We start from the raw sequence: 12,783 nt of genomic DNA on the forward strand, positions 1-12,783 counted from the left end.
CCTTTTGTTTTTTATAAAATGTATTCAAAAATTTACTCAAATAAATCAGAGGATAAATAACGATCTCCTCTATCGCAAATAATACAAACTACAATTCCGCTCTCTAATTCTTTTACCAATTTTAAAGCAGCAGCTGTTGCTCCACCACTACTCATTCCTGCGAGTATGCCTTCTTCTTTTGCTAATCGTCGTGTCATTGCTGTAGCTTCATCTTTGCTGACTTCAATAGTTTGATCTACCTTGGAAGCCTCAAATATTTTAGGTAAATATTCTATGGGCCATTTTCTAATCCCAGGTATTTTAGACCCATCTGTTGGTTGTACACCTACAATTTTCACCTCAGCATTTTGCTCTTTCAAAAACGTAGAGGTTCCCATTATAGTTCCTGTAGTTCCCATTGAAGACACAAAATGCGTAATTGTACCTTCAGTATCTCTCCAAATTTCAGGACCTGTGGTTTTGTAATGTGCTTTCCAGTTATCATCGTTAGCAAATTGATTGAATGAAAAATAACCTTCATTTTCAACTTTATCTATAGCGTAGTCTCTTGCTCCTTCTATGCCATCAGGATGTAATGTAACAGTTGCTCCATAAGCACGCATGGTTTGTACGCGTTCTTTAGTTGCTGTATCAGGCATTACAAGTTCAATATTCAACTTATAAATACTGGCAATCATCGCTAAGGCAATTCCTGTGTTTCCACTTGTAGCTTCAATTAATTTCGAAGACGTATTAATTTTATTCGAGTCTAGAGCACTTTTAATCATATTGTAAGCTGCTCTATCCTTTACGCTACCTCCAGGATTATTTCCTTCAAGTTTAAAATACAAACTCACATTCGGATTGGTATTCAATGCTATTGATTTAACAAGCGGTGTATTTCCTATTTGGTCTATTAATGTCTTGTTCATATTACTTTTTTAATTTAGAGAAAATTTCAACTTGATGATTATGCGTTACAACAGAGTTTTTAGGAACAGATTCTGTCAACCATGTATTACCTCCAATTACCGTGCTTTCTCCAATAATTGTTTGACCACCCAGAATTGTTGCATTCGCATATATGGTAACATTTTGTTCAATAGTAGGATGACGCTTGGTATTTTGATGTATTTTTTTCACCGTTAAAGCACCTAAAGTTACGCCTTGGTATACCTTAACATTGCTGTGTATGTCTGTAGTTTCTCCAATAACCACACCTGTTCCATGATCTATAAAAAAAGACTCACCGATAGTAGCGCCAGGGTGTATATCTATACCAGTAATAGAATGTGCATATTCCGTCATTAACCTTGGTATTAGCGGCAGATTCAATTTAAAAAAGACTCTTGCCATTCTATAAATTGAAATTGCAAAGAATCCTGGATAGGCTAGGTATACTTCTTCAATGGATTGCGATGCTGGGTCATTATTATAAATCGCTTCAGCATCCTTTTTTAAACTGGAATATAAATCAGGAATGTTTTCTTTAAAATCACTCCAAAGCTTACAAGTCTTATTCTTAATCTCTGGACATGCCCTATTTCTAATTGTGATAAACAATGTTTCCAATTGCTGTAATGCAAGTTCGGCATCCGTATCACAATCATAAAAAGCTTTAAAAAGCAATTTTGTGAACCGTTGCGACTCTTCTTTTAAAGTCATCGAAACCTTAATTATTTCCTTGTGGTCATTTATGACTTTTACTACGTTCAAATTCATACTTAGATAACTCTTTTAAAAGACGTATAATTATAGTATACATTACAGATTGAACGAATTTAGTGAAACAATTTGAACAAGAAAAGTAGTAAGTCTAAATTGATAACAATTCAATAAACCACTATATAGATAATTAATTGCCTAACTCGTACAATATATTATCTTTGCGGAACTTAAATTATAACAGAGAATATAACAATGGTTCTAAGCAAATTAGAACTCCCAAATACAAATTAAAACATGTCAGAATCAGAAGAATTAACTTTCGATGTACTAATTGAAATACCTAAAGGAAGTCGTAATAAATATGAATACGATTTCACATTACATAAAATAAGATTTGACCGCATGCTTTTTTCATCTATGATGTATCCAGGTGATTACGGCTTTATTCCAGAAACTTTAGCTTTAGATAGTGATCCTTTAGACGTTTTAGTATTAGGACACCAACCTACATACCCAATGGTAGTAATGGAAGTAAGACCAATTGGTGTTTTCCATATGACAGATGAAAAAGGACCAGATGAAAAAATTATCTGTGTACCAGTTTCAGATCCTATTTGGAGTAACAATAGAGATATAAGCGATTTAAATCCACATAGATTAAAAGAGATTGAGCATTTTTTCCGTGTTTATAAAGACTTAGAGAAGAAGAAAGTTGATGTTGGTGGATGGGGAGATGCTGAAGAAGCTGTAAAAATTTATCACGAATGTATTCAACGTTATGATGAAAGTGAGCATAAAAAGAAACGCACTTTTACGATTTAACATTCTTATTTAGGAATCCAAAGTTTTTAAGTAAAAAACTATTAAAAAAGCAATATCATTCAAATGATATTGCTTTTTTCGTAAAAATATGATTCATTTTACTACATTTACCTAGCTAATAACTAACTAAATTAAATATTATAATATGGAGTCAATGATGATTTATATGCCAATAGCTCTGGCGCTTTTGGGCTTAATTTACATGCTAATAAAGCAATCTTGGGTTATGAAACAAGATGCTGGAGATGGTAAAATGAAAGAAATTTCAGATCATATATACGAAGGAGCTCTCGCCTTCTTAAATGCAGAGTATAAATTATTAGCCATTTTTGTGGTAATCGTAAGTGTGTTACTTGCAATTGTTTCTTTCATTGTTCCAACAACGCATTGGCTTATCGTAATTGCTTTTATTTTCGGAGCTGTATTTTCTGCTTTCGCTGGAAACATTGGAATGAAAATAGCGACTAAAACAAATGTTAGAACAACACAAGCCGCTCGTACAAGTTTACCAAATGCACTAAAAGTATCTTTTGGTGGTGGAACTGTAATGGGTCTTGGTGTTGCTGGTTTAGCCGTTTTAGGATTAACCGCATTTTTCATATTCTTCTTTTGGTTCTTTATGGGAAGCGAATGGACAAACACCATGGACATGACCATCGTATTAGAGACACTTGCTGGTTTCTCTCTTGGTGCTGAATCTATCGCATTATTCGCTAGAGTTGGTGGAGGTATTTACACTAAAGCTGCCGATGTTGGTGCCGATTTAGTTGGTAAGGTTGAAGCTGGGATACCAGAAGATGATCCTCGGAACCCTGCTACAATTGCAGATAACGTAGGTGATAACGTAGGTGATGTTGCAGGTATGGGAGCCGATTTATTTGGTTCTTATGTAGCTACGGTTTTAGCTGCAATGGTTCTTGGTAACTACGTGATTAAAGATATGGGTGGCTCAATCTCTGATGCTTTTGGAGGTATTGGACCAATCTTATTACCAATGTCAATTGCTGGTGTAGGAATTATTATTTCTATCATCGGAACCATGTTGGTGAAAATAAAAAGTAATGACGCCAAAGAAGCTCAGGTTATGGGAGCTTTAAATATTGGAAACTGGACTTCAATTATTTTAGTTGCTGCAGCATGTTATGGATTAGTTACATGGATGTTACCTGAGACTATGCAAATGAATTTCTTCGGAGAAGGCTTACAAGACATTTCTTCGATGCGTGTGTTCTATGCCACCTTAGTTGGCTTAGTTGTAGGAGCTGTTATTTCTTCTGTAACTGAATACTATACAGGATTAGGTAAAAAACCAATTTTAAATATTGTACAACAGTCAAGTACTGGAGCAGGAACCAACATTATTGCAGGTTTAGCGACAGGTATGATTTCTACATTCCCATCCGTATTATTATTTGCTGGTGCTATTTGGGCATCGTATGCATTTGCAGGATTCTATGGAGTTGCTTTAGCGGCTTCTGCTATGATGGCAACTACAGCTATGCAATTAGCAATTGATGCTTTTGGGCCAATATCTGATAACGCAGGTGGTATTGCTGAAATGAGCGAACAAGAACCTATCGTTAGAGAACGTACAGATATATTAGATTCTGTTGGTAACACTACTGCTGCAACAGGAAAAGGCTTTGCCATCGCTTCTGCAGCATTAACATCATTAGCTTTATTTGCTGCCTATGTAACGTTTACAGGAATTGATGGGATTAACATCTTTAAAGCACCAGTATTAGCGATGCTATTTGTTGGTGGTATGGTGCCAGTAGTATTCTCGGCTTTAGCTATGAATGCTGTAGGAAAAGCAGCTATGGAAATGGTTGAGGAAGTACGTCGTCAGTTTAGAGAGATTCCAGGTATTATGGAAGGTACAGGAAAACCAGAATACGATAAGTGTGTGGCGATTTCTACGGAAGCGTCTTTAAAAGAAATGATGTTACCAGGTTTATTAACTATAGGTTTCCCATTAGCAATTGCTTTTATTCCGATGATTTTCGGAATGGATCCTTTAGCGATTGCTGAAATGTTAGGTGGTTATATGGCTGGTGTTACGGTTTCAGGAGTGCTTTGGGCGATCTTCCAAAACAATGCTGGCGGAGCTTGGGATAATGCTAAAAAATCTTTTGAAGCTGGAGTTGAAATTAATGGTGAAATGACATACAAAGGTTCTGAAGCTCACAAAGCAGCAGTAACTGGAGATACCGTTGGAGATCCTTTTAAAGATACATCTGGCCCTTCAATGAACATCTTAATTAAGTTAACCTGTTTAATCGGTTTAGTCATTGCGCCTATTTTAGGTGGTCATGCTGATGAAACTGGATTAGCTTTGACAAATAACAGCGTGGAAGTTACAAGAACAGTTTCTGTAGAAACTGAAAATGACGTTAACTTGCCTAATACAGCAAAAGCTACAGTAACAACAACCTCTGAAGAGGATGGACAAACTGTTGTAATTAACAAGACTTTTGAAGGTAACTTGGATGAAGTTGTAGAAAAATCTAGTGCATATGCCAAAACACAAAAAGAGAAGAATTAATTCTTAGTCCTTTTTAAAATCTTTTAAAAACCCTCAACATTATTCAAAATGTTGAAGGTTTTATTTTAGTAGATATAGACACTATAGTATGAATTTAAAGTTTTGAGAGACCACTTAAACCTCTATATATAAACAAGAAAAAGCCTCACATTTTAAAACAAAATGTGAGGCTTTTATCATTATAATTATATTCTATAAGGTATACGTCAACCTAAATGTAATAAATCTAGGTAAAATAAATGTTTCTGAGCTATATACAGAAATATTACTAGACCCATTATTAACTTCCGAATCTATATTCAATAAGTTGGTAGCTTTAAGTTGGTATTCCCATTTAGCATCCTCATCTTTTCTGTACGACAAACTCCCATTCCATGTTTGATATGATTGTGTATCACTAACATTACTGCTTTGACTTGTGTATGAATAATCTGTTCTAAAAGTTAAAGCTTTCCAGATGTAAGCATCAAATTCTACAGAAGGAGCATTCGTGATAAATTGTGTGTCATTCTCTCCTTGCTTTGTATCTGAGACACTATATCCATACTTTAAAGTTACGTTTGGCGCCTCTCTAAAGTTCGTACTTAATTCTGGTGAATACGTTTGAGAAAACGTCTCATTTACAGATCTAACATCTTGAACAAATTGATTACTCTTGCTATAATTAAGACCAACACGCATACTTGCTCTTAACTTACCATAAGTACGTTGTATACGACCGCTAGCCGACACACTCTCATCCGCAAAATTTGAATTGAAATATGTATTGGTTCTGATAACATTATCAAAATTAGTAAGTGATCTTATTTGATCGATATTCTTGTTATAATTAATAAACGCAAATATATTAGTGTAATTAAACAAGTTAAAACTAAAGTAACGTAAGTTTAAGTTATGCGATAATGAATTCTGTAAGTTAGGCTCACCATATTGCACACTGTTATAATTATTTAAAACCAAACCTTCAGCTAAACTTGTAACATCAGTAAATGAGTTTTGCATATTATAACGGAACGTTAAACTCTCACTCTTTTTAAATTGAATTTGCGTCTCAAAATCTGGTAATATTCTAAAGAAATTATCTTCATAGGTTTCTCCAAACTGTGTGTTTTTATTTCCATAAGCGTGTACAGAAAATCCAGGTGTAATTGTAAATTTCCCTGTTTTTAATCTGTAATGTAACCCAAGATAAACATCGCTGAAATTATATTCTGTATCATTTTCATTTCTTAATAAGTCACCTTCTGTATTAGTCAAGTTTGCTGTAGGGTCAAAAAATGATCCATCATCTAAGAACTGAAAAATATTAGAGTTAAATTTCTGATTACTTAAAATAGTACCTAAGGTTAAATTGATATTACTCTTTGAATTCAAGATATTATAATAATCTAATTTAGCATCTAACTGATTAGATTTAATACGACGTTCTTGATTTAGATCGTAATTACTCTGACTTGTATCTAAACCTAAACTGTTTGCTGTACTTTCAAAAGCACCTTCATCTTTTAATCCAATTACATTGTAAAAAGGATCTTCATCTTTAATTAAATGCTGCGCTTCGAAAGCAAAAATATTCTTCTCATTTAGCGTGTAATAATAATTCACATTTTGATTGATACTAAATGGCTTTGCTTCATTCAACTCATTGGTATTTCCAACTACAGAAGAAAATTCATTTTGCATTTCAGAATCGCTAGAAACACGACCCAAAACATCATAATTTAATTGATTATTAGCATTTGGCTTATAACTTAAGCTCAATTTGGCTAAACCTTGATTGGTAGCTTCTCTACCTGTTTGCACTGTTTCTTCATCAGGAATTCCTAATTCTGGATTTGTATAACGTACAAAACTTTCTTGTCTCGTTTTTAAACGATTCGCATTATAAATTAAAAATCCACTAAGGTCTAAGGCTTTATTCGGAGCATAACTGAAGTTCATTGCTCCTAATTTAGATTCTATACTTTGTGCATCTCCAAGATCCGTTAAACCGCGCAATCCATTATCTCCAAGATTAAGACTCGTTCCGCTATTAGAACTTGGACTTCTAAAGCCACCACCGAAATTTCTAATATCACGACCTGTTAATGCGACTTCACCGATATTGTTAATATCACCAATAACATTAATACTGTATTTAGGACTGTAGTAAAATAGTTTTGGTTGCACTAAATACAAGTTATCATTTGGTGATGGCGCAACACCTCCACCTGCAGTAACATCTCCAAACCAAAAGTTTTCTTTTCCTTCTTTCAATTTAATGTTAATGGCAACATTATCTTGGTTATTTTGAACACCACTTAATTGACCTACCTCAGCATAATTACGTAACACTTGAATTTTATCTACAGCATTTGAAGGGATATTTTTAGTCGCCAGTTTTGAATCTCCATCAAAGAAATCTTTACCATTGATCATAAGTTTCGTTACTTCCTTACCTTCAACTTCAATCTTTCCATCTGCTGTAATTTCTACACCTGGTAATTTCTTTAAGACGTCTTCTAACTTTCGTTCTGTACCATTTTTAAAAGAATCGGCATTATAAATTAAGGTATCTCCTTTTATAGTTACTGGCATATCATAAGTTAACTCTACAGCATCTAACATATTATCAGAAAGCATATTAAAGTCTTTTGTGATATCAACTTCTTTAGTTGTCACAGTTTCATCAACGGATTTTAAACCAATATAACTTACTTGAATACTGTAAGTTCCATTTTTACCCAATGAAATAACATATTTCCCATTGGCATCTGTAATAGCGTAAGATTCTAAGGTATTAGATTCTTTATTAATAGCAATAATATTGGCCAGTTCTAAAGGAGAGCCAATGCTATCCTTTACAATACCTGTCATTTTAATTTGAGCAAAAGAGCTCATAACTACTAAAGTAAATAGCAGTGCTAAAATATTTTTCATATAAATAATTCTTTGGTTGGTAATTGAGAGCGTGGTTTAGACTCTGCTCATCCGAGAGTTAGTTAAGTTATAATTTTAATTTCTACCGCGTCCACCGCCTCTACCGTTACGCCCACCATACATTTCACGCATTTCTTCCATCTTCTTGGTAGTGATTTCAGTGTACTCTGCTTGCGTCACTTCTTCTCCTTTTTTAGGCTTATCAATAGATTCTTTCTCTTTTGGATTTAATACAATCTTAGTACAAAGTATGGTTGTACGGTCTGCATTTATTTCTAATATTAATCCTGGTAAACCCCAATAATCATCAGGCCCTTGGTTTACAGGAATTTGTGGTGTATACCAAGCAACAACTTCTATTGTTTTTGGCGCTTTAGGTTCATTGGAATCTGTAGAATCTTTACCCTTTTCAACTTCACTTTTTTGATCTCTACCTCTTGATCCTCTAAAACTGCTAAAGTCAACTCCACTAGGAACCACAGTTGCGGTAGCTTTAAAACAGGTGTATTGACCAATTAATTTGGTTTCCGTACCCATTTCCCATTCTAAATCTTTTAATTCGTCTTTAACTAAAAACTGCTTCCCAAAAAATTCTTGATCTTGGATGACTTCTTTTGTTTGAACATTCTTATATTTTGGTCCTCCAGTTAAACTTGCACCAAAGCCTCCTCTTCCACCACCTCCACCAGGTGCTGCTAACTTTTCCTCTTCTTTATAAATAGACTCTGATTTAGAAAACGTTAAAGTATATTCCTTCTCCAAGAAACTCTTCATACGTTCTTGAATTTGCTTTTTTCGCTCCGCACTCATATCTTGTCCTCCAAATTGATCGAGATCCATAGTGGTTTTAGATATGTAGTACGCTTTTCCTTGAAAATCTTGAGCAAACAAATTAGAACTGGCGAAAAACACAGTTAAGAGGAATGCAATTTTTAATGGTAATTTCTTCATTTTTAATAGTCTAGTTAAATTTAATAACAAATTATGTTAATCTTACTTCCATAAGACTCTATAAATGAAGAAAAGTTAAGTCTCGACTTGTTAAATTTGTGTTAAGAGAATTAACCACCTATAGAAATATGAATCGCACCGTCTTTAGACCCTCTGCTTGGTGCATAACGCTCCATCATTTCTTTAGTTTTTTATCCATAATATCATCATATTCTTTCTGGGTCACTTCTTTTCCTTTCATTGGTTCTTCAATCTCAATTTTGTCTTCTGGATTAATTACAATTTTACTACAGATCACAGTTAGTTTCCCATCGTGTATTTCTAAAATTAAACCAGGAAGTCCTTGGTATTTTGCAGGACCATTACTAACAGGAATTTGAGGAGTGTACCAAGCCGTAATTGTACGCTCTGTCATTTCTGGTTCTTTTTCCTCTTCATTGTCATCATCTACACTTGAAAAGCTACTAAAATTCATATTAACTTTAGGCACTTGTTTAGTATACGTTGCTTTAAAACACATGTATTCTCCAATATGTTTGGTATCGGATTCTAGCTTCCATTCGATTGGGGAAATAGAATCTTTAATTAAGAATTTTTTACCCATTGTCTCTTTTTGGTCAACATACGTTCTAAGCTTTATATTTTTATAAAAGACATCTGACCCACTATTTCCAAAAGACATCTGAAAACCTCCGCCAACCTGTGGCTTATCTAATTCTGCTTCCTGTTTATATAAAGATGACGATTTATCAAAAGTTAGGGTATACGTTTTCTGAAACTGCTTTTTCATCATTTCCATCATTCGTTTTTGCATCGCATCATTCATTTTGGTACTATCCATTTTAATATCAAAATCGCGATGGGTTCTGTAAGTTCCTACACCTTGAAAATCTTGTGCGTTAACAGATGAAATAACTCCTATTAATATCAAAGTTAGAATTCTAGTAATTGTTGTCATTATGTTCTATTTTTTAAATTATAAAATTTCAATGCTGTAGCTTTCATTTTTTCAATATTCTTGAGAAGTTTTGCTTTTTCATTTGCCCTTCCTGCAACAGTATAAGTCATGCTACCTTTTAAACTATCCTTAACCTCTGAAAAGCTACAGTTTAAGGTAAAACTTAATTCTTCATTGCTATCCATCATTTTAAATAATTCATCTAAATCCTCCGCTTTAAAAGTAGACTCTAGTTCTTCAAGAGAATCAATTGTAACCTCAATACTAATCGCATCAACTTTTACTGATTTTTCTTCAACTTTAGACTGACTAAATCCAACAACAGAAATTAACATCATTAAACAAGTAAGCACTTTTTTTAGACTAAAACAGTCACGCATCTTTGATTTCATTTTTTATGGTTTTATGATTAATACCTTACAAATATCTCAACACCAATTGATTTTTTAGGTTAACTAGTGTTAACGTGTGTTAACCGATAACCTATACTTGATAATAACTTTATACATTTGAAACATGAATGATAAACGGTATCGCCTAATTTTATACACCATCATTGCCGTAATTATAGCTACGATTGGCATACAAGTCTATTGGAACTATAAAAACTATCAAACCAATAAACAGCAGCTGATTAACGATGTGCAAATTAGTTTAGATAAAGCGGTAGATGATTATTATACAGCTTTAGCAGAGCGCACCACTTTTGGTTTTATTCTTGAAGGCGACCAGCAAAAAAATGCTTTCGAAGATGGTGGTGAGCTGGAAAAATTTTTTAAAAACATTGATGAATCTAATAAAGAGTTTACAAACCTTGATTCTATAGATGCAAATACTATTGAAGGCATAACTATCTTTAGAGGATTTAAGGCAGATTCAATGTCGGAAGCACATAATAAAAAACAAAAATCCTTATCTACAGATCAATTTAAATTAAAAATAGATAATCTAAAAAGTAACAATAAAGATGTCAATTTAAAAAATGCCGAATTTCTGACCTCTAAAGTGATGATTTCGATAAAAAATGACACACTTGATGTAAAGGCTGTTGAAGAATTAATAGCGATAGAACTAGAACGCAAGAATATCAATGTCGATTTTTATCTAGACTACAAAGACATCGAACGTAACGTTGATTATTTTATGGTAAACGGATCCTTACCTGAATTGGACCCTAATCACATGTCTGATGATTATTTGCAAACGGACACAAAATCTAGATTCCTTCCAAAAGGCACTTTTTTAACCATTCTATTTACCAACACCACTAAAGCTATTTTATACCGCATTCTTGGAGGCGTCTTAATTTCAACACTTTTAGTTTTAGCCGTAATAAGCTGTCTATTCTATCTATTAAAAATCATAAAACATCAAAAGCAATTAGCCGAAGTAAAAAATGACCTTATCAGTAATATTACTCATGAGTTTAAAACACCAATCGCCACTATTAGCGCAGCATTAGAAAGCATTAATAATTTTAATGCTATTGATGATAAAGAAAAACCAAAAAGTATCTCAACATGTCTTCCACGCAGCTAGACAAATTAAATACTATGGTCGAAAAACTACTTGAAACCGCAACCTTAGATAGTAATAATTTAGAATTGAATAAAGAAAATTTTGATATTATCGCTTTGCTTCAATCTTTAATGAGCAATTATAAAATGCAATTTCAGAATAAAACATTCAACATTAATTTTCAGCTTGAAAGCTTAATTGTTAATGCCGATATCTTTCATATTGAAAACGCTTTAAATAACATATTAGACAATGCTGTAAAGTATGGAGGAGATCTAATTTCTATTGAATTAAAGACGAAAAAAACTAATTTTGAAGTTTTAATTTCAGATAATGGTAATAGTTTAACCCACGAAAACAAACATCAAATTTTCGATAAATTCTATCGTGTTCCAAAAGGGAATACCCACGATGTAAAAGGTTTTGGTATTGGCCTCTATTACACCAAAACCATAATTGACAAGCACAATGGTTCAATCACCTTAGAACTCAATAAAAATTTAACCACTTTTAAAATCACACTTCTAAATGGCTCATAAAATCAAATTGTTATTGGCTGAAGATGAAGCTGCTTTAGGACAAATACTAAAAGAAAGTCTTGAAACACGAGATTTTGAAGTCATTCTTTGCGAAAACGGAGACAAAGCTTTTGATAAGTATAAATCTGAAGCGCCAGAAATTTTAGTCTTAGATGTGATGATGCCCAAAAAAGACGGTTTCACCCTAGCTAAAGAGATCAGGGCTATTGACGACACTATTCCTATTATATTTTTAACAGCCAAGTCGCAAACCGCAGATGTTGTAGAAGGTTTCTCAATTGGTGGTAATGATTACCTCAAAAAACCATTTAGTATAGAAGAGTTGATTGTTAGAGTTCATAATTTGATAGACAGAACTAAAACTCAAAAGACCACTGAAATCATAACTATTGGGGAGTTCACCTTCGATTTAGCAAAACAGCAATTAAAATTTAAGGATGACGAATCGATTCAGCTGACTCATAGAGAATCACATTTATTATTTCATTTAATAAAAACAAAAACCAAGTTTTAGATCGTTCCTTAATTTTGAATAAACTTTGGGGCACAGACGACTTTTTTACTGCCAGAAGCATGGATGTTTTTATTAGTAAATTACGAAAGCAATTGAGTAAAGATGAAAACATTCAAATTATTAATGTCCGTGGTTTTGGATATAAGCTAACGGATTAGTTTTAAAAGCATCACGAATAATTATTTAAAATCTATGACTGAGATCTTTAAGGTTTTAAGACCTAGAAAAATCTGTGAAGCGTAATTGAAGTAATTGTTGTATTTTTCAAGCTTATTCGCCCTGAATTATGCAAAAGCTCATTTTTTTATTCTTTTTTATCAGTTTGTTCTGCTTTTCACAAGAAAAGTCACCACAGAAAATTTCCGCGACT

10 protein-coding genes and 1 pseudogene are annotated in these 12,783 nt (G+C 33.3%); 5 read left to right on the forward strand and 6 right to left on the reverse strand.

The annotated features are described in order from the left end of the window. Positions 1–32 precede the first annotated feature (32 nt). Both cysM and epsC read right to left on the reverse strand, forming a co-directional pair. Positions 33–911, reverse strand: a complete 879-nt coding sequence (cysM, locus tag ADIWIN_RS15195) for a cysteine synthase CysM (RefSeq protein WP_020895503.1) — start codon at positions 909–911, stop codon at positions 33–35. Position 912: 1 nt separating this feature from the next. Then, entirely contained in the window at positions 913–1,701 is a 789-nt protein-coding gene (epsC, locus tag ADIWIN_RS15200; protein WP_040757583.1) for a serine O-acetyltransferase EpsC, read from the reverse strand. 240 nt (positions 1,702–1,941) lie between these two features. Between epsC and ADIWIN_RS15205 the strand changes: the two genes are divergently transcribed. Together ADIWIN_RS15205 and ADIWIN_RS15210 are read left to right on the forward strand one after the other, a co-directional pair. Next, complete coding sequence (locus tag ADIWIN_RS15205; RefSeq protein ID WP_020895505.1) at positions 1,942–2,469, forward strand: inorganic diphosphatase; 528 nt, start codon at positions 1,942–1,944, stop codon at positions 2,467–2,469. 145 nt (positions 2,470–2,614) lie between these two features. Then, positions 2,615–5,014, forward strand: a complete 2,400-nt coding sequence (locus ADIWIN_RS15210) for a sodium-translocating pyrophosphatase (protein WP_051155482.1) — start codon at positions 2,615–2,617, stop codon at positions 5,012–5,014. Positions 5,015–5,206: 192 nt separating this feature from the next. On the opposite strand, the gene ADIWIN_RS15215 is transcribed toward ADIWIN_RS15210, so the two are convergent. The 4 genes from ADIWIN_RS15215 to ADIWIN_RS15230 all read right to left on the reverse strand — a co-directional run bounded on the left by ADIWIN_RS15215 (position 5,207) and on the right by ADIWIN_RS15230 (position 10,234). Then, complete coding sequence (locus tag ADIWIN_RS15215; RefSeq protein WP_020895507.1) at positions 5,207–7,933, reverse strand: TonB-dependent receptor; 2,727 nt, start codon at positions 7,931–7,933, stop codon at positions 5,207–5,209. A gap of 75 nt (positions 7,934–8,008) precedes the next feature. Continuing rightward, a complete protein-coding gene (locus ADIWIN_RS15220) occupies positions 8,009–8,884 on the reverse strand; it encodes a GLPGLI family protein (protein ID WP_040757584.1) in 876 nt (291 codons plus the stop codon). Between the two features lie 175 nt (positions 8,885–9,059). Beyond that, positions 9,060–9,842, reverse strand: coding sequence for a GLPGLI family protein (locus tag ADIWIN_RS15225; protein ID WP_020895509.1), 783 nt, complete (start codon positions 9,840–9,842; stop codon positions 9,060–9,062). Next, a complete protein-coding gene (locus ADIWIN_RS15230) occupies positions 9,842–10,234 on the reverse strand; it encodes a hypothetical protein (RefSeq protein WP_040757585.1) in 393 nt (130 codons plus the stop codon). The genes ADIWIN_RS15225 and ADIWIN_RS15230 overlap by 1 nt, the downstream gene beginning before the upstream one ends. A gap of 124 nt (positions 10,235–10,358) precedes the next feature. Here ADIWIN_RS15230 and ADIWIN_RS15235 point away from each other — a divergent pair, with 124 nt between their 5' ends. The 3 genes and pseudogenes from ADIWIN_RS15235 (at position 10,359) to ADIWIN_RS15240 (ending at position 12,571) form a co-directional block, all read left to right on the forward strand. Continuing rightward, on the forward strand, positions 10,359–11,381 hold the full coding sequence (locus ADIWIN_RS15235) for a sensor histidine kinase family protein (protein WP_020895511.1): 1,023 nt from the start codon (positions 10,359–10,361) through the stop codon (positions 11,379–11,381). Next, positions 11,363–11,899, forward strand: coding sequence for a sensor histidine kinase (locus tag ADIWIN_RS21500; RefSeq protein ID WP_020895512.1), 537 nt, complete (start codon positions 11,363–11,365; stop codon positions 11,897–11,899). Before ADIWIN_RS15235 ends, ADIWIN_RS21500 begins: the two co-directional genes overlap by 19 nt. Then, positions 11,889–12,571: pseudogene (locus ADIWIN_RS15240) on the forward strand (response regulator transcription factor). Before ADIWIN_RS21500 ends, ADIWIN_RS15240 begins: the two are co-directional and overlap by 11 nt. The last annotated feature ends 212 nt before the right edge of the window (positions 12,572–12,783 follow it).

The sequence above is a fragment of the Winogradskyella psychrotolerans RS-3 genome (assembly GCF_000427335.1).
Lineage (GTDB): Bacteria > Bacteroidota > Bacteroidia > Flavobacteriales > Flavobacteriaceae > Winogradskyella > Winogradskyella psychrotolerans.

Bases quoted from the DNA above. Each gene is read 5' to 3' on its own strand.
- ADIWIN_RS15225 (WP_020895509.1), bottom strand. From the start codon at position 9,842: ATGACAACAATTACTAGAATTCTAACTTTGATATTAATAGGAGTTATT.
- ADIWIN_RS15205 (WP_020895505.1), top strand. From the start codon at position 1,942: ATGTCAGAATCAGAAGAATTAACTTTCGATGTACTAATTGAAATACCT.
- ADIWIN_RS21500 (WP_020895512.1), top strand. From the start codon at position 11,363: ATGTCTTCCACGCAGCTAGACAAATTAAATACTATGGTCGAAAAACTA.
- epsC (WP_040757583.1), bottom strand. From the start codon at position 1,701: ATGAATTTGAACGTAGTAAAAGTCATAAATGACCACAAGGAAATAATT.
- ADIWIN_RS15235 (WP_020895511.1), top strand. From the start codon at position 10,359: ATGAATGATAAACGGTATCGCCTAATTTTATACACCATCATTGCCGTA.
- ADIWIN_RS15220 (WP_040757584.1), bottom strand. From the start codon at position 8,884: ATGAAGAAATTACCATTAAAAATTGCATTCCTCTTAACTGTGTTTTTC.
- ADIWIN_RS15210 (WP_051155482.1), top strand. From the start codon at position 2,615: ATGGAGTCAATGATGATTTATATGCCAATAGCTCTGGCGCTTTTGGGC.
- ADIWIN_RS15230 (WP_040757585.1), bottom strand. From the start codon at position 10,234: ATGAAATCAAAGATGCGTGACTGTTTTAGTCTAAAAAAAGTGCTTACT.
- ADIWIN_RS15215 (WP_020895507.1), bottom strand. From the start codon at position 7,933: ATGAAAAATATTTTAGCACTGCTATTTACTTTAGTAGTTATGAGCTCT.
- cysM (WP_020895503.1), bottom strand. From the start codon at position 911: ATGAACAAGACATTAATAGACCAAATAGGAAATACACCGCTTGTTAAA.